Here is a 16,214-nt window from a genome sequence, read left to right on the forward strand (position 1 = left end):
CCTTTGTGCGTTTGGGAACCATGTATGGGCACTCCGCCGTTCACCAAGCGCCCGGTTACCTAACAGTAGAGATGACGTTTTGCGCCCCGAGGTACACGATGGGGAGCGGTGCAGACCCTTAGAAACACGGCCCTCTGACAGGTAAGGAACAGCGTGGCTTCCGGATCAGATCGCAACCCGATCATCATTGGCGGCCTTCCGAGTCAGGTTCCTGACTTCGATCCCGAGGAAACCCAGGAGTGGCTCGACTCGCTCGACGCCGCCGTGGACGAGCGCGGCCGGGAGCGGGCCCGCTATCTGATGCTGCGGCTGATCGAGCGCGCCCGTGAGAAGCGTGTCGCCGTGCCCGAGATGCGCAGCACGGACTACGTCAACACGATCGCCACCAAGGACGAGCCGTTCTTCCCGGGCAACGAGGAGATCGAGCGCAAGATCCTCAACGCCACCCGGTGGAACGCCGCGGTGATGGTGTCCAGGGCCCAGCGCCCCGGCATCGGCGTCGGCGGTCACATCGCCACGTTCGCCTCCTCCGCCTCGCTCTACGACGTGGGCTTCAACCACTTCTTCCGCGGCAAGGACGAGGGCGACGGCGGCGACCAGGTCTTCTTCCAGGGCCACGCCTCCCCGGGCATCTACGCGCGCGCGTTCCTGCTGGACCGGCTCAGCGAGCAGAACCTGGACGGGTTCCGCCAGGAGAAGTCGAAGGCGCCGTACGGCCTGTCGAGTTACCCGCACCCGCGACTGATGCCGGACTTCTGGGAGTTCCCGACCGTGTCGATGGGCCTCGGCCCGATCGGCGCGATCTACCAGGCGCGGATGAACCGCTACATGGAGGCGCGCGGTATCGCGGACACCTCCAAGTCGCACGTATGGGCGTTCCTCGGCGACGGCGAGATGGACGAGCCGGAGTCGCTCGGCCAGCTGTCCATCGCCGCGCGCGAGGGCCTGGACAACCTGACGTTCGTGGTGAACTGCAACCTCCAGCGCCTCGACGGCCCGGTGCGGGGCAACGGCAAGGTCATCCAGGAGCTGGAGTCGATCTTCCGCGGTGCCGGCTGGAACGTCGTCAAGCTGATCTGGGACCGCTCCTGGGACCCGCTGCTCGCGCAGGACCGTGACGGCGTCCTGGTCAACCGGATGAACACCACGCCGGACGGCCAGTTCCAGACGTACGCCACCGAGACCGGCGCGTACATCCGCGACCACTTCTTCGGCGACGACCAGCGGCTGCGCGCGATGGTCGAGGGCATGACCGACGACCAGGTCCTGCACCTGGGCCGCGGCGGTCACGACCACCGGAAGGTCTTCGCGGCGTTCTCGGCGGCCAAGGCGCACAAGGGCCAGCCGACGGTGATCCTGGCCAAGACGATCAAGGGCTGGACGCTCGGGCCCAACTTCGAGGGCCGCAACGCCACGCACCAGATGAAGAAGCTGACGGTCGACGACCTCAAGCGCTTCCGCGACCGTCTGCACCTGCCGATCGCCGACAAGGACCTGGAGAGCGGGCTCCCGCCGTACTACCACCCGGGGCGGGACTCCGAGGAGATCCAGTACATGCACGACCGCCGCAAGGGGCTCGGCGGTTACGTCCCGACGCGTGTCGTGCGCTCCGAGCCGCTGGCGCTGCCGGACGACAAGACGTACGCGACCGTGAAGAAGGGCTCGGGCCACCAGTCCATCGCGACGACCATGGCCTTTGTCCGGCTCCTCAAGGACCTCATGCGGGACAAGGAGATCGGCCGGCGGTTCGTGCTGATCGCGCCGGACGAGTACCGCACGTTCGGCATGGACTCCTTCTTCCCGAGCGCGAAGATCTACAACCCGCTCGGCCAGCAGTACGAGTCGGTCGACCGCGAGCTGCTGCTCGCCTACAAGGAGTCGCCGCAGGGCCAGATGCTGCACGACGGCATCTCCGAGGCGGGCTGCACGGCCTCCCTGATCGCGGCGGGTTCGGCGTACGCCACGCACGGCGAGCCGCTGATCCCGGTGTACGTCTTCTACTCGATGTTCGGTTTCCAGCGCACCGGCGACCAGTTCTGGCAGATGTCGGACCAGCTGGCGCGCGGTTTCGTGCTGGGCGCGACGGCCGGCCGTACGACGCTGACGGGTGAGGGCCTCCAGCACGCGGACGGCCACTCGCAGCTGCTCGCCTCGACGAACCCGGGCTGTGTCGCCTACGACCCGGCGTACTCGTACGAGATCGCGCACATCGTGCAGGACGGTCTGCGCCGGATGTACGGCGGCGACGCGGAGCACCCGCACGGCGAGGACGTCTTCTACTACCTCACCGTCTACAACGAGCCGATCCAGCATCCGGCCGAACCGGCGGACGTCGACATCGAGGGCATCCTCAAGGGCGTCCACCGGATCGGCGAGGGCCCGTCCGGGTCGATCCCGGCGCAGATCATGGCGTCCGGTGTGGCCGTGCCGTGGGCCGTCGAGGCGCAGAAGATCCTCGCCGAGGAGTGGAACGTCAAGGCGGACGTCTGGTCGGCGACCTCCTGGAACGAGCTGCGGCGCGAGGCCGTGCAGTGCGAGGAGCACAACCTGCTGCATCCGGAGGAGGAGCAGCGGGTGCCGTGGGTGACGCGGAAACTGAGCGGGGCCGAGGGGCCGTTCGTGGCGGTTTCCGACTGGATGCGGTCGGTGCCGGACCAGATCGCGCGCTGGGTGCCGGGGACGTATCAGTCGCTGGGCGCCGACGGCTTCGGCTTCGCGGACACCCGGGGCGCGGCCCGCCGGTTCTTCCACATCGACGCGCAGTCGATCGTGGTGGCCGTGCTGACCGAGCTGGCCAAGGAGGGGAAGGTGGACCGGTCGGCACTGAAGCAGGCGATCGACCGCTACCAGCTGCTCGATGTGTCGGCGGCGGATCCGGGGGCCGCGGGCGGCGACGCGTAACGGCCGTCCGTCAACCGCTCGATGGGGTGGTGTGCCCGTGGGTGACCTGGGGCTACACCACCCCTTCACATTTCCTACGATGCGGCTATGAAGCAAGTGGTGGCGCAACTGCGTTGGGAGCGGCATACCCAACGGCCCCTGTTCGGTCTGGCCCTGGCGTTCGCCGTGGCCTATGCGGTGCCGATCGTCGAGCCCGACGCGAGCCGGGACGTGGTGGCCGCGTGCCTCGCGGTGGAGTGGGTGGTGTGGGGGGCGTTCGCGCTGGACTACGTCATACGGCTCGCCCTTGCCGAACGGCGGGCGGAGTTCGTGCGCAGTCACTGGCTCGATCTGTGCGCGGTGGTGCTGCCGCTGGTCCAGCCGCTGCGGCTGCTGCGGCTCGTGTCCACGCTGCTGCTCGTCGGGCAGCGGGCCCGGATGGCCTCGCAGGTGCGGCTCACGACCTATGTCGCCGGGTCGGTCGTCGGGCTGCTGATGTTCGGGTCGCTGGCCGTGCTGTCCGTGGAACGGGACTCGCCGAACGGGAACATCAAGACGCTGGGTGACGCGGTGTGGTGGTCGTTCACGACCATGACGACCGTGGGGTACGGAGACCATGCGCCGACCACGGGCGTGGGGCGGATGCTCGCGGTGGGGCTGATGCTGTCCGGGATCGCCCTGCTGGGTGTGGTGACCGCGAACATCGCCGCGTGGTTCATATCCCGGTTCGAGATGGACGACGTGGAGGAGCGGCGCCAGACGGAGGCGATACGGCTGCTCACGGAGGAGGTCAGAGCACTCCGGGCAGAGGTCGCCGCGCTGTCGGGGGCCGACGTGAGCGTGCCGACCCCAGCGGCGCGGGGAACTGCGCGACCGGCCACCGACGACCCGCTGCCGCCCTCGGACCCGAAGTCCCGGGTTCCTGGGCGCTGAGCGCGCCGCTGGGGCCACGGTGAGGAACCTGCGGGCCGGTGGGGGCTGGTCGCGCAGCTCCCCGCGCCCCTTCAGGGCGCGCTACCGCACCGGGCTTCACCTGAACCGCTCAGAGCATCCCGTTGCCCGGCGACGCCGCCCCCGCCAGCCAGATGATCGCCAGCAGTGTGTCGATCGAGCCGAGCACCAATGCCACCAACGCAGGGACAGGGCGGGCTCCCGACCACGTTCGGCCCATGGCCAGCCAGCCGCAGGCGATCGCCACCGGGCCGAGGATGATGCCCAGTACGAAGAATCCGGCGACCGCGCAGATGGCTCCGATGATCCCCAGTGTCGCGCTGTCCGGCCCGGTCCGGGACCATGTGCGGCCACGTGAGCGGGGGTGCCTGCGCGTACCGTGTCCGAAGCCCGCCATTGTCAACTCCCTGAGTAGGCGTTCGACTTGGCGGGTACCCACGGTGCGCTGTTCATGCCACGTATGCGGGCCCTGGGCGCGCTGACCCCCTCCGGCAGCGCGCCGCAGGCCCTGGCTTGACCCACTGTGAGCTGCGGCGAGTGCCGACGGGAGGGATCTTCGGCGTTGTCACCCTGATAGGCGAACTCCCGCCTGGATCCCTCCCTTGAGCTGCTGCGAGCCCGTACAGCCCGCGGTCGTCAGATGTGCGCCGCGCCCGCGCCCGCTTCCGCGTTCTCGCCCCGCTTGGTGAGGAACGCGACCGCGACGGCCACGACCGCCACACCCGCGGCGACGAGGGACGCGAGGCTCATGCCCGAGATGAACGTGTCGTGCGCGACGTCCGTGATCTTCGCGACGATGGCGTCCGGGGTGCCCGGCGCCACCGGTGCCACGCCGACCTGGACCGCCTCGGAGGCCTGGGCCTCCTGCGCCGGGGTGAGCGCCGGGAGCCCGGCGTCCGCCCAGTTGCCGGCGAGGTCGCTGTCGACCTTGGAGGCCATGACGGCGCCCAGGACGGCCGTACCGAGGCTGCCGCCGATCTGCATCGCGGCCTGCTGGAGCCCGCCGGCCACACCGGACAGCTCCATGGGCGCGTTGCCGACGATGACCTCGGTGGCGCCGACCATGACCGGCGCGAGACCGAGGCCGAGCAGGGCGAACCAGAGCGACATGATGCCGCTGCCGGTGTCCGTCTCGAGCGTGGACATGCCGTACATGGCGATCGCGGTGAGCGCCATGCCGCCGGCCAGCGGGACACGCGGACCGAGCTTGGTGATCATCGCGCCCGCGAGCGGGGATCCGACGATCATCATGCCGGTGAGCGGCAGCAGGTGCAGGCCGGCGTCGATCGGGCTCATGCCGTGGACGTTCTGGAGGTAGAACGTCACGAAGAACAGGCCGCCCATGAACGCGATGGCCATGAGGACCATCAGCACGACACCCGCGGACAGCGCCAACGAGCGGAACAGTCCGAGCGGGATCAGCGGCTCCTTGACCTTCGTCTCCCAGAAGGCGAAGAACACGAAGCCGATCACCGAGGCGGCTATGAAGGCCCACGTCTTGCCGTCGCCCCAGCCCCACTCCGGAGCCTTGATCAGGGCCCAGACCAGGCAGAACATCGCTGCCGACAGCAGGGCGATGCCCAGCACGTCGAAGGAGCGCGGGGCGTTCTCGGCACGGTGGTCGAGCAGGATCAGCACGCCGAGGACGACGGCGAGGATGCCGACCGGCACGTTGATGAAGAACACCGACTGCCAGTTCACGTGCTCGACGAGGACGCCGCCGAGGATCGGGCCGCCGGCGGTGGAGGCGCCGATGACCATGCCCCAGATGCCGATGGCCATATTGAGCTTCTCGGCCGGGAAGGTCGCGCGCAGCAGGCCGAGCGCGGCCGGCATCAGCAGCGCGCCGAACAGGCCCTGGAGGACACGGAACGTGACGACCGCCGCGATGCTGCTGGACAGCCCGATCGCGCCGGAGGCGGCGGCGAAGCCGATCACGCCGATCAGGAAGGTCTGGCGGTGCCCGAAACGGTCGCCGAGCTTGCCGGCGGTGATGAGGGAGACCGCGAGAGCGAGGAAGTAGCCGTTGGTGATCCACTGGACCTCGGCGAAGGTGGCGCCCAGGTCCTTCTGGATGGCCGGGTTGGCGATGGCCACGATGGTGCCGTCTAGGGCCACCATCATGACCCCGACCGCGACGGTGATGAGAGTGAACCAAGGGTGGCCGCGCAACCCCTTGGCCGGTGTCGCGTCCGACGGGACTACCGGCGCGTCGCCCCCCGACCCCGTCTTGTCGATGGTGGTCTGACTAGTCATGTGTTCGAGGCTAATGACAGCCGCTGACAATTGACAAACCAATTCACAAGTCGGTAACTGACACCCATGGAAACACTGCGCGAACGCAAGAAACAGCGCACCCGGGACGCGCTGCTGCGGACCGCGCTGGAGCTCTTCACCAGCCAGGGCTACGAGCACACCACCGTCGACGACATCGCCGAGGCCGTCGACGTCTCGCAGCGCACCTTCTTCCGCTACTTCGCCGGGAAGGAGGAGGCCGCCCTCGCGCTCCAGGACATGACGGTGGCGCACTTCTTGGACGCGGTGCGCGCCCGTCCGCCGCACGAGCCCCCCATGGAGGCGCTGCGGCAGGCGGTCCTGGAGGGCTGGGACACGCTGAACGACGTGATCGAGGCCGTCGCACCGGTCGAGCTGTATCTGCGCATGTACCAGGTGGTCGAGTCGACACCCGTGCTGCTCGCCGCTCATCTGCGCAAGTCCGTGGAGATCGAGGAGGCCATCGCCCTCATCCTCGCCGAACGTGAGGGAATCGACATCGACACCGATCCGCGGCCCCGGCTGGCGGTGGCCGTGTTCGGCGGAGTAATGCGGCTGACGGAGCGTCAGTGGAGCACCGGGGCGGACTTCAGCCTTGACGCCATGCGGGCGTTGACCGTCTCACACCTCGAGCAGGTGGGCCCCGCACTCAGCGAGAGCTGGCGAACACACTGAGGTCATCAGCGTGTTCAGGTCGGCGTGATCGAAACGTGATGCCTGTCACTTGGTTAACGCGAGACCCTCTCGTTCTCCTAGTGTGTCCTCCCAGTGACTTCCTTCGACACCTCCCCGCAACTGAACGTGTGGCGCGCGCTGCTCGCGCTGGCCGTGGTGTTCGTGATGCTGGCGACCACCGGCTGGACCGCCCTGCGTCACCACCGCAGCGCCGCACCGCTCCAGGCCTCCGTCAGCGCCTGGGAGCGCGGCAGCATAGCCGGACACCGGCTGCCGGCCGCCGACTCCTCCCCCACGCGGCTCGCCCGGTTCTTCGCCTCGCTCAGCGACCACCAGCGCGGCATGCTCACGCAGCGCTATCCGCTCGCGGTCGGCAACATGAACGGCGCCCCCGTCGAGCTGCGCTACCGCGCCAACCGCATCGCCCTCGACGAGGCGCGCGAGGTCGAGCGCAAACGCATGCACGACAGCAGGCTCACGCCCGACGGGCAACGTGAGGCGGGCCGTCGTATGCACCGCTTCGAGGTGATGATGCAGAAGGACCGGCACATCCTCGCCTTCGACCCGGAGGGCTCGGGGCGGGCCGCCGAGGTGTTCGGAGACCTGACCAGGGCCGAGCGCATCTCGGTCGTCGTCCCCGGCGTCGACACCAGCCTGCTCACCTTCCAGCGCACCAACCGCAAGTACTCCGCGCCGGTCGGCATGGCCCAGTCCCTGTACGCGGCCGAGCGCGAGGCCAGCCCCTCGACGCGTACGGCCGTGATCGCCTGGGCCGACTACACCGCGCCGAACGGACTCGGCATCGACTCGGCGACGGCGATGCGGGCCGCGGGCGGTGCCGTACGACTCAACGCGCTGGTGCGGGGCCTGCCCGGCGGCTCGCCGGTCTCCCTGTTCTGCCACAGCTACGGCTCGGTGCTGTGCGGCCTCGCCGCGTCCGAGCTGCCGGGGCGGGTGGCCGACATAGCGGTGGCCGGCAGCCCCGGAATGCGGGTGGCGAAGGCCTCACAGCTGGGCACCTCCGCGCGCGTGTGGGCGATGCGGGACGCGGACGACTGGGTGCAGGACGTGCCGTATCTGGAGGTCGGCGGGCTGGGTCACGGTGAGGACCCGGTGTCGTCGGTGTTCGGGGCGCGGGTGCTGTCGGCGCGGGAGGCCAAGGGACACGGCGGCTATTTCGAACCGGGCACGGACAGCGTGGCGAACTTCGCCGAGATCGGGGTTGGCGCATACGACTCGGTGCGCTGCGCCGACGATGCCGAGGCCTGTCGGGTGGGTTTGTCCGACACGGCGTCGGCCGGACGCGCGTAGAGGCGCAGGAATTGCGGTGTGCGCGAGGTGGCGACGGAGGAGCACGTGCCGCATACGATGAGCCGCATGGGTGACGTACTGGCCGGATTTCATGCCGCCTGGGAGTTCGAGTCCGACTCCGTGCTCATCCGTTACGAACGGGGGATTCGAACACCTAAGCTCTTCCAGGCGCTTGGGGAACGTCGCGTTCCTCTTGAGGCGATCGCCGGAGTGACGCTGACGACGGGCAAGCGCGGGACCGTCGTACTGCGCGTCGAGCTGCGGCCGGGCGCCGATCCGCTGATGGACGCGGCGGCCGGGCAGCTGAAGGAAGGCGGCGATCCGTATCGGCTGGTGCTGCCCGCGGAGCGCGAGACGCTGGCCGAGTACTACGCCGACGAACTGCGGGAGCAGTTGACGGAGTCCGGGCCGGCCGAGGACTTTCTCGTGGGTGCGCCCGATGTGCCGTTGCAGTTCAAGGCGTATGACGCGAAGGCGTCCTTCGACGGGAACATTGTCCGGTTCAGGTGGTTTTGGACCGGTGCGTCCTCGACGAAGTGGAAGGCGGGGGACCAGAGCTTTCCGGTGGCCGAGCTCAGCGGTGTCGAGTGGCGGTCGCCCGAGGTGTTCGAGGGGCATCTACGGCTGATGCGGCGGGACTCGGCGGACGCACAGCCGGCGCAGGCGGATCTGGATCCGGCGGCCGTGGTGTTCGGGCTCGGGTACGGGCCGGTCCACGAGTCGTTGCCGTTCGCCGCGGCCGTACTGGCGGCGGTCCGCAAGAGCGGGCCGGCCGCCGCGATGCCGGCCGGTGCGCCGAGGCGCGATCCGGCCGACATCGCGGAGAGGATCCGTCATCTGGGGGAGCTGCATGAGGCCGGGCTCGTGACGGACGAGGAGTTCTCCTCCAAGAAGGCGGAGTTGCTGGCGCAGCTGTAGGCCGGCCCTACTCCCTGCCCGCGGAGGCGAAGGACATGTCCGCGTAGCGGTCGCCGGACACCTTCCCCGCTATCGGCTCCAGCAGCGCCGACTCCTCCTCGCTCAGCACGATCCGGGTCGCCGCCAGGTTCTCCTCCACCCGCGACGGCCTGCGCGTCCCCGGGATCGGGACGATCGGCAGGCCGTGCACCGAGGCCCGCTGCTGCACCCAGGCCAGCGCGATCTGACCGAGCGTCGCCCCGTGAGTCTCGGCCACCGTGCGGATGGGGTCCAGGAGGGCGGCGTTGGCCGATGCGTTCTCGCCCGTGAAGCGGGGCTGCTGGCGGCGGAAGTCGTCCGTCGTCAGGTCCTCGGCCTTGGCGAAGGAACCCGTGAGGAAACCGCGGCCCAGCGGGGAGTACGGCACCAGGGTCACCCCCAGTTCGCGGGCCGCCGGGACCACGCCCGCCTCGATGTCCCGGCTGAACAGCGACCACTCGGACTGGACGGCCGCGATCGGGTGCACGGCGCAGGCGTCCCGCAGTTCGCCCGCCGTCACCTCGCTCAGCCCCAGGTGCTTGACCTTGCCCTCGCGGACCAGCTCGGCCATGACGCCGACGGTCTCCTCGATGGGGACGTTCACGTCCCGGCGGTGCATGTAGTAGAGGTCGATCGCCTCCACGTCCAGACGCTTCAGGCTCGCCTCTACGCACTGGCGGATGTAGGGCGTGTCGTTGCGGATGATCCGCTTCGTCGGGTCGTCCGGGTGGATGGCCAGAGCGAACTTCGTGGCGATCACGAGCTCGTCGCGGTGCGCCTTGAAGAACGGGGAGAGGAACCGCTCGTTGTCGCCCGCTCCGTACGCGTCGGCCGTGTCGTACAGCGTGACGCCCAGCTCCAGCGCCCGTTCCAGGGTCGCCCTGGACTCGTCCGCGTCCGAGGGGCCGTAGGCGAAGCTCATGCCCATGCAGCCGAGGCCCTGGACGCCGACCTCGGGGCCGTTCTCGCCGAGTCGTGCGGTCGCGATCCTGCTGTCCGTCATCCGGCCTTCTCCGTCTTCTCCTGCTCGTACAGACGCCCGGCGTCCGCGTAGAAACTGATCTTCCGGTCGAGCACGGCCAGCGTGTCCTGGAGCTCGTCGATCCGAGCGAGGACGTCGCGGCGGGTCGTCTCCAGCAGCTCGAAGCGCTCGCCGAAGGTGTGGTCGCCCTCGCGCACCAGCTCGGCGTACCGCACCATGTCGGCCACCGGCATGCCGGTCAGCCGCAGCTTGCCGACGAGGTCGAGCCAGTCCAGGTCCCGGTTGCTGTAGCGGCGCTGGCCGGTGTGCGAGCGGTCGACGTGCGGCATGAGGCCGATCCGCTCGTACCAGCGCAGGGTGTGGGCCGTCAGGCCGGTGAAGGCGACGACCTCGCTGATCGTGTAGCTGTCCTGGCCCTCCGGCCGCCGGTGCGGATGCGGCGGGGCGGCACAGCTGTCGGTCCTGGTGCTCGTGGTCTCCATCACCGTCATGCGCTCCACGCTATGGCCTTGGAGTGCGCTCCAAGCAAGCGGAAACGGTAAGAAAACCGCGGGACATCGCGCGATCGCCGTGACTAGCGTGCCGGCCATGAGTCTCGTACGCCGTGCCCTGCCCGAGGACGCCGCCGAGGTGCTGCGGCTGCGCCAGGTGATGATCGACGCGCTGCCCGGCGGAGACCGGTCCACGGCTTGGCACACCGAGTCCCTGCCGGCGCTGAACGCGAAGCTGGGCGAGGCGGACGGGGACTTCGCGGCCTTCGTGGTCGACCATCCGGACCTGCCGGGGGCGCTGGCCGCTCTGGTCGTCGGGACGATCGACTACCGGATCGGGAAGGCCGGCAATCCGCGCGGCCTGACGGGGTACGTCTTCAGCGTCGCCACCGATCCGCGGGCCCGCCGCCGGGGCTACGCGCGCGCGTGCATGGACGAGCTGCTGGGGTGGTTCCGCGAGCGGGGCGCCGGGCAGGTCATGCTGACCGCGTCCGCGGAGGCCGAGCCGCTCTACGCCACCCTCGGCTTCGTCCACAAGCCGGACCCCACGATGATTCTGAAGCTCTGAGCGGCTTAGGCTCACAGGCATGTCACTGCAGAGCCTCGCACTGATCGAGAACTGGCCGGTGCCCACCGCGGCGGCGGGTGTCGTCCGGGCGGACGGCGCGGTCGTGGGTACACACGGCCCCGTCGGGCACCGTTTCCCGCTCGCCTCGGTCACCAAGCCGCTGGCCGCCTACGCGGTGCTCGTCGCCTACGAGGAGGGCGCGATCGAGCTCGACGAGCCGGCCGGGCCCGAGGGGTCGACGGTCCGGCACCTGCTGGCCCACACCTCGGGGCTGGCCTTCGACGAGCACCGGGTGACGGCCCCGCCCGGGGAGCGGCGGCTGTACTCCAACGCCGGGTTCGAGCAGCTCGGGGACCATGTCGCCAAGGCGACGGACATCCCGTTCGGAGAGTATCTGCGGCAGGCGGTGCTGGAGCCGCTGGGCATGACGGGTACGTCGCTGGAGGGCTCCCCGGCGAAGGACGGGGTGTCGACGGTCGAGGACCTGCTGCGGTTCGCGACCGAGGTGCAGGCGCCGCGGCTGCTGGACCCGCGCACGGTCGCCGCGGCGATGACCGTGCAGTACCCGGGGACGAAGGGCGTGCTGCCGGGGTACGGGCACCAGAACCCCAACGACTGGGGGCTCGGCTTCGAGATCCGCGACGGCAAGTCGCCGCACTGGACGGGCTCGGCGTCCTCGCCGCGCACCTTCGGGCACTTCGGGCAGTCGGGTACGTTCCTGTGGATCGACCCGGACGCGCGCGCGGCCTGCGTGGCGCTGACGGACCGGGCTTTCGGGCCGTGGGCGGTCGAGGCGTGGCCGGCGTTCACTGACGCGGTGCTCGCCGAGCTGTAGCCGCGCCCGTGGCATCGAGGGTCTCGCCCGCTCCCTCGGTGTCGATGTGCGGCAGGATCCTGTCCAGCCACCGGGGCGTCCACCAGGCGTGCTTGCCCAGCAGCGTCATCACGGCCGGCACCATGAGCAGCCGGACCACGGTGGCGTCGATGAGCACACTGACGGCGAGGCCCAGGCCCAGCATCTTGACGACGATGTTGTCGCTGATGATGAAGGCCGCGAAGACGCTCACCATGATCAGCGCGGCGCAGGTGATCACGCGCGCGGTGATCTCCAGCGCGTGGGCGACCGAGTCCTTCGCGTCCCCGGTGCGCAGCCACGCCTCGTGCACCCGGGACAGCAGGAAGATCTCGTAGTCCATGCTCAGCCCGAAGATGATGGCGAACATCATCATCGGCACATAGCTCTCGATGGGCACCTTGCCGTGCACCCCCAGCGCCGGCCCGCCCCAGCCCCACTGGAACACGGCGACGACGACGCCGTAGGAGGCCGCGATCGACAGGACGTTGAGGACGGCCGCCTTCACGGCGACGAGCAGGCCGCGGAAGACCGCGAGGACGATCAGGAAGGCCAGGGCGACCACCACGCCGATGATCAGCGGTAGCCGGCTCGCGACGATGTCGCGGAAGTCGACCTGCGCGGCCGTGGTCCCGGTGACATAGCCCTTGGCGTCGGTGCCGGACAACGCGCCGGGGAGGGTGTCGTCGTAGAGCCGGTTCGTCAGGTCGGTGGTGTCCTTGTTCTGCGGGGAGACCGACGAGTAGACCGTGCCGACCAGGACGTCGCCGTCCTGCGTCGGCGTCAGCGGGCTGACGAAGGAGGTCCCGGACGCGTCGTTGAGGGCCTGCTGGGCCTTCGAGGCGAGGTCCGAGCGCTGCGAGTCGGGTACGGAGGTCTGGTCGATGACGATGGTGAGCGGCCCGTTGGAGCCGGCCCCGAACGCGTCCGTCATCAGGTCGTACGCCCGCCGGTCGGTGAAGGACGTGGGGTCGGCGCCGTCGCCGATGTGGCCGAGCTGGATCGAGAAGACCGGGATGGCCAGCACCGCGACGGTCACGATGCCGGCGGACAGATATCGCAGCGGATGGTGCTCGACGCGCTTGGCGTAGCGGTGCCAGGTGCCCTGGGAGGTGTCGCCCTCGGCGTCGGTCTCGGCGATGGGCTTGCGCACGTGCCAGCGGTCGACGTTGCGCCCGATCAGCCCCAGCAGGGCCGGGACCAGGGTCAGCGCGCCCAGGACGGCGGAGACGACCGTGACGGCCGCGGCGACGCCGAGTTTGCCGATGAAGCTCACGCCGGACACCCACAGGCCCATCAGGGCGACGATCACCGTGGTGCCGGAGACCAGTACCGCGCGTCCGGACGTGGCGGCGGCGTGACCGGCGGCGTGCACCGGATCGGCGCCGTCGATGAGGCCCTGCCGGTGCCGGGTGATCAGGAAGAGGGCGTAGTCGATGCCGACGCCGAGGCCGATCATCGTGGCGAGGGTGGGCGAGACCGTGGCGAAGGTGAACGCGATGGCGAGCAGCCCGAGGCACGCCAGGCCGCCGACCACCCCGATCAGCGCGGTGACCAGCGGAGTCACGGCGGCGATCACACTGCCGAAGCCGATCAGCAGGACGACGATGGCCACGCCGAAGCCGATCGCCTCGCTGATCCGGTCATTGGCGGTGGGCCGCGCCAGCTCGCCGAGCGATCCGCCGTACTCGACGTCGACGCCGGCCTGTCTGAGCGGCTCCACGGCGTCGTCGACGCCGTTCAGATAGCTCTCGCCGAGGACGGAGGGCTGCTCGTCGAAGCGGATGGTGATGTAGCCGGTCTTCCCGTCCGAGGACAGCGGCCCGACCTTGGAGGAGGTGGCGTCCAGCGGGTTCTGCGCGGACAGCACGTGCGGCAGCTTCTGGAGGTCGGCGACGGTGGTCGACATCTGTGAGCCGACCGAGGTCAGGGACTTGTCGGCGTCGTGCATGACGATCTGGCTGCTGTAGCCGCCGGCCTGCGGATCGTGCTCCTTGAGAACGTCCAGGCCCTCCTCGGACTGCACGTCGGACAGGGCGAAGTTGTCCGAGTACTCCCCGCCGTGGATGTGGTTCAGGGCCTGGAGCACGCCGAGCGCCACGACCCAGGCGACGATCACGATCACGAAGTGGTGGGCGCACCACTCACCGAGCCGTCGCAGTCCCCCTTTTTTCGGGGCGCCGCCCCGTCCCCCTTCGGTCGTGCGTCTTGCCATGGGCTCGGCTCTTCTCTGCCGGGCGGGTTTCAGACCTCCATTTGACGATGCCCCGACCACTTAGGCATCTCGAGCCTCACGGCTGTCCGGCCATCTCCCACATCAGCAGCTCCGCCGCGCTCACCGCCACGGCCTCCACGTTCTTGGCGTCCGTGATGCGCGCCGCGTCCCCGGCGCCCAGCGCCTCGCCGTCCAGGTGCACTTCACCGCGCACGACGTGGACGTACAGATAGGCCCCGTCCGGCACGGCCGTCCGCTCCCCCGTCGCCAGACGGCGTACATGGAGCATCACACCCGCCTCCGGAACGGCGTACGGGGTGGAGTCCGCGATGCCGTGGACGATCTCGTACGCCGGGTCGCCGCCCGGCGTCAGCGGGGCCAGCCAGGTCTGGACGAAGGTCAGCGGTGTGCCGGCGTCGTTGCGTTCCACGTGCCGTACTCCGCCGGCCGAGCTGAGCCGCTGCACGTCGCCGGGGCCGACCCGGGTCTCGTGGCCGGTCGAGTCGCGGTGGGTCAGCTCGCCCTCGACCACCCAGGTCACGATCTCGGTGTGGCTGTGCGGGTGCTCGTCGAAGCCGGCGCCGGGCACGAGCCGCTCCTCGTTGCAGGCGATCATCGCGCCGAAGCGAAGGTTGCCGGGGTCGTAGTGCGGGCCGAAGGAGAAGGCATGGCGCGACTCGATGCCCGAGGCCCGATCCCCTCCCGGATAGCGCTCCGCGGCGCGCCGTACGTCCATCACGGGCACCACCGTAGCCCCACCTGCGAGAGCTCACCCGCGACCCTCCGGCACGCACTCGCGTCCGGATAAGGCAGTCTTGTCCCCGTGCCCGAACCCGAAGCCCGAAAGTCCCCAGCCGCCGCGCACGACGTCCATTCCCACTCCGCGACCCTGAAGCGGCTCGAGAAGTCCTCCGGTTCTCTCGCCGCGCAGGCCATCGCGCGGATGGACGAGACGCTGCCGTGGTACCGGGCGATGCCCCCGGAGAACCGTTCCTGGATCGGTCTCGTCGCCCAGGCCGGTATCGCCGCCTTCACCGAGTGGTTCCGGCATCCCGACGCGCCCCAGGCCATCTCCACCGATGTGTTCGGGACGGCCCCGCGCGAGCTGACCCGTGCCATCACACTGCGCCAGACCGTGGAGATGGTGCGTACGACCATCGAGGTCATGGAGTCGGCCATCGACGAGGTCGCGGCCCCCGGCGACGAGAACGTGCTGCGCGAGGCGCTGCTGGTCTACGCCCGGGAGATCGCCTTCGCCACCGCCCAGGTCTACGCCCAGGCCGCCGAGGCACGCGGTGCCTGGGACGCGCGGCTGGAGTCGCTCGTGGTCAACGCCGTGCTCAGCGGCGAGGCCGACGAGGGCGCCGTCTCGCGGGCCGCGGCGCTCGGCTGGAACTCGCCCGAGCATGTGTGCGTGGTGCTCGGGACCGCGCCCGACGGGGACAGCGAGCTGACCGTCGAGGCCATCCGGCGGGCCGCCCGGCACGCCAAGCTGCAGGTGCTGACCGGGGTGCTCGGGGACCGGCTCGTGGTCATCGCGGGCGGCAGCGACAGCCCGCTCGCCGTCGCCAAGTCGCTGATCGGGCCTTACGCCGCCGGACCCGTGGTCGCGGGCCCCGTCGTACCGGATCTGCTGGCCGCCACCCGGTCCGCGCAGGCCGCGGCGGCCGGGCTCAAGGCGTGCACCGCCTGGCAGGACGCCCCTCGGCCGGTTCTCGCGGACGATCTGCTCCCGGAGCGCGCCATAGCGGGGGATCCCAGCGCGCGCGAGCAGTTGGTGGAGGAGATCTACAGACCGCTGGAGGAGGCCGGGTCGGCTCTTCTGGAGACGCTCTCCGTCTATCTCGAACAGGCGAGCAGTCTGGAGGGCGCCGCGCGGATGCTGTTCGTGCATCCCAACACCGTGCGCTACCGGCTTCGACGTGTGACTGACGTCACCGGCTGGTCGCCGTCCGATGTACGCTCCGCGTTCACCTTGCGCATCGCGCTGATCCTGGGGCGTCTGGTCGACGGCGATCTCCAGCTCTAGGCTTTTGTCGGGGGCCCACAAAACCCCCTCGTGTTCTTCGTCCTTGTCC

At 69.8% G+C, this 16,214-nt stretch carries 14 protein-coding genes; 8 read left to right on the forward strand and 6 right to left on the reverse strand.

The window, feature by feature from the left end; genetic code table 11:
* Nucleotides 1–153: 153 nt before the first annotated feature.
* Both aceE and ACFQ6S_RS17655 read left to right on the forward strand, forming a co-directional pair.
* Nucleotides 154–2,901 carry a pyruvate dehydrogenase (acetyl-transferring), homodimeric type gene (gene aceE / locus ACFQ6S_RS17650; protein ID WP_383409901.1) on the forward strand — a complete coding sequence of 916 codons (2,748 nt, stop codon included), beginning with the start codon at nucleotides 154–156 and terminating at the stop codon, nucleotides 2,899–2,901.
* An 87-nt stretch (nucleotides 2,902–2,988) separates the two neighbouring features.
* The gene (locus ACFQ6S_RS17655; protein ID WP_383409904.1) at nucleotides 2,989–3,813 is read left to right on the forward strand and encodes a potassium channel family protein; all 825 of its coding nucleotides are present in this window, start codon (nucleotides 2,989–2,991) and stop codon (nucleotides 3,811–3,813) included.
* A 109-nt stretch (nucleotides 3,814–3,922) separates the two neighbouring features.
* Here ACFQ6S_RS17655 and ACFQ6S_RS17660 read toward each other — a convergent pair whose 3' ends face one another.
* Both ACFQ6S_RS17660 and ACFQ6S_RS17665 read right to left on the reverse strand, forming a co-directional pair.
* Nucleotides 3,923–4,228: a small hydrophobic protein gene (locus tag ACFQ6S_RS17660; RefSeq protein WP_383409907.1), complete on the reverse strand. Its 306-nt coding sequence runs from the start codon at nucleotides 4,226–4,228 to the stop codon at nucleotides 3,923–3,925.
* Nucleotides 4,229–4,467: 239 nt separating this feature from the next.
* Nucleotides 4,468–6,087 carry an MFS transporter gene (locus tag ACFQ6S_RS17665; protein WP_383409909.1) on the reverse strand — a complete coding sequence of 540 codons (1,620 nt, stop codon included), beginning with the start codon at nucleotides 6,085–6,087 and terminating at the stop codon, nucleotides 4,468–4,470.
* A gap of 66 nt (nucleotides 6,088–6,153) precedes the next feature.
* Between ACFQ6S_RS17665 and ACFQ6S_RS17670 the strand changes: the two genes are divergently transcribed.
* The 3 genes from ACFQ6S_RS17670 to ACFQ6S_RS17680 all read left to right on the forward strand — a co-directional run bounded on the left by ACFQ6S_RS17670 (nucleotide 6,154) and on the right by ACFQ6S_RS17680 (nucleotide 9,009).
* Nucleotides 6,154–6,780, forward strand: a complete 627-nt coding sequence (locus ACFQ6S_RS17670; protein WP_383409911.1) for a TetR family transcriptional regulator — start codon at nucleotides 6,154–6,156, stop codon at nucleotides 6,778–6,780.
* Nucleotides 6,781–6,873: 93 nt separating this feature from the next.
* Complete coding sequence (locus ACFQ6S_RS17675) at nucleotides 6,874–8,091, forward strand: alpha/beta hydrolase (protein ID WP_383409913.1); 1,218 nt, start codon at nucleotides 6,874–6,876, stop codon at nucleotides 8,089–8,091.
* Nucleotides 8,092–8,148: 57 nt separating this feature from the next.
* Entirely contained in the window at nucleotides 8,149–9,009 is an 861-nt protein-coding gene (locus ACFQ6S_RS17680) for a DUF4429 domain-containing protein (RefSeq protein WP_383411265.1), read from the forward strand.
* Between the two features lie 7 nt (nucleotides 9,010–9,016).
* On the opposite strand, the gene ACFQ6S_RS17685 is transcribed toward ACFQ6S_RS17680, so the two are convergent.
* Together ACFQ6S_RS17685 and ACFQ6S_RS17690 are read right to left on the reverse strand one after the other, a co-directional pair.
* On the reverse strand, nucleotides 9,017–10,030 hold the full coding sequence (locus ACFQ6S_RS17685) for an aldo/keto reductase (protein WP_383409915.1): 1,014 nt from the start codon (nucleotides 10,028–10,030) through the stop codon (nucleotides 9,017–9,019).
* Nucleotides 10,027–10,500: a MerR family transcriptional regulator gene (locus ACFQ6S_RS17690; RefSeq protein WP_383409918.1), complete on the reverse strand. Its 474-nt coding sequence runs from the start codon at nucleotides 10,498–10,500 to the stop codon at nucleotides 10,027–10,029. Before ACFQ6S_RS17690 ends, ACFQ6S_RS17685 begins: the two co-directional genes overlap by 4 nt.
* Nucleotides 10,501–10,597: 97 nt before the next feature.
* Here ACFQ6S_RS17690 and ACFQ6S_RS17695 point away from each other — a divergent pair, with 97 nt between their 5' ends.
* Nucleotides 10,598–11,068: a GNAT family N-acetyltransferase gene (locus tag ACFQ6S_RS17695; RefSeq protein ID WP_383409921.1), complete on the forward strand. Its 471-nt coding sequence runs from the start codon at nucleotides 10,598–10,600 to the stop codon at nucleotides 11,066–11,068.
* Between the two features lie 19 nt (nucleotides 11,069–11,087).
* Nucleotides 11,088–11,903, forward strand: coding sequence for a serine hydrolase domain-containing protein (locus ACFQ6S_RS17700; RefSeq protein ID WP_383409923.1), 816 nt, complete (start codon nucleotides 11,088–11,090; stop codon nucleotides 11,901–11,903).
* Here ACFQ6S_RS17700 and ACFQ6S_RS17705 read toward each other — a convergent pair.
* Both ACFQ6S_RS17705 and ACFQ6S_RS17710 read right to left on the reverse strand, forming a co-directional pair.
* Nucleotides 11,875–14,136 (reverse strand): MMPL family transporter, encoded by a 2,262-nt coding sequence (locus ACFQ6S_RS17705; RefSeq protein WP_383409925.1) that lies wholly within the window; start codon nucleotides 14,134–14,136, stop codon nucleotides 11,875–11,877. The two genes, ACFQ6S_RS17700 and ACFQ6S_RS17705, sit on opposite strands and share 29 nt — an antisense overlap.
* 76 nt (nucleotides 14,137–14,212) lie before the next feature.
* Nucleotides 14,213–14,872, reverse strand: coding sequence for a pirin family protein (locus ACFQ6S_RS17710; protein WP_383411268.1), 660 nt, complete (start codon nucleotides 14,870–14,872; stop codon nucleotides 14,213–14,215).
* Between the two features lie 87 nt (nucleotides 14,873–14,959).
* Between ACFQ6S_RS17710 and fasR the strand changes: the two genes are divergently transcribed.
* Nucleotides 14,960–16,165, forward strand: coding sequence for a fatty acid biosynthesis transcriptional regulator FasR (gene fasR / locus ACFQ6S_RS17715; RefSeq protein ID WP_383409927.1), 1,206 nt, complete (start codon nucleotides 14,960–14,962; stop codon nucleotides 16,163–16,165).
* Nucleotides 16,166–16,214: the final 49 nt, after the last annotated feature.

The organism is Streptomyces sp. NPDC056479 (assembly GCF_042795335.1).
Lineage (GTDB): Bacteria > Actinomycetota > Actinomycetes > Streptomycetales > Streptomycetaceae > Streptomyces.

Coding starts and splice junctions, on each gene's coding strand:
- ACFQ6S_RS17655 (WP_383409904.1), top strand. CDS start 2,989: ATGAAGCAAGTGGTGGCGCAACTGCGTTGGGAGCGGCATACCCAACGG.
- ACFQ6S_RS17660 (WP_383409907.1), bottom strand. CDS start 4,228: ATGGCGGGCTTCGGACACGGTACGCGCAGGCACCCCCGCTCACGTGGC.
- ACFQ6S_RS17665 (WP_383409909.1), bottom strand. CDS start 6,087: ATGACTAGTCAGACCACCATCGACAAGACGGGGTCGGGGGGCGACGCG.
- ACFQ6S_RS17670 (WP_383409911.1), top strand. CDS start 6,154: ATGGAAACACTGCGCGAACGCAAGAAACAGCGCACCCGGGACGCGCTG.
- ACFQ6S_RS17680 (WP_383411265.1), top strand. CDS start 8,149: ATGAGCCGCATGGGTGACGTACTGGCCGGATTTCATGCCGCCTGGGAG.
- ACFQ6S_RS17685 (WP_383409915.1), bottom strand. CDS start 10,030: ATGACGGACAGCAGGATCGCGACCGCACGACTCGGCGAGAACGGCCCC.
- ACFQ6S_RS17690 (WP_383409918.1), bottom strand. CDS start 10,500: ATGACGGTGATGGAGACCACGAGCACCAGGACCGACAGCTGTGCCGCC.
- ACFQ6S_RS17695 (WP_383409921.1), top strand. CDS start 10,598: ATGAGTCTCGTACGCCGTGCCCTGCCCGAGGACGCCGCCGAGGTGCTG.
- ACFQ6S_RS17700 (WP_383409923.1), top strand. CDS start 11,088: ATGTCACTGCAGAGCCTCGCACTGATCGAGAACTGGCCGGTGCCCACC.
- ACFQ6S_RS17705 (WP_383409925.1), bottom strand. CDS start 14,136: ATGGCAAGACGCACGACCGAAGGGGGACGGGGCGGCGCCCCGAAAAAA.
- ACFQ6S_RS17710 (WP_383411268.1), bottom strand. CDS start 14,872: ATGGACGTACGGCGCGCCGCGGAGCGCTATCCGGGAGGGGATCGGGCC.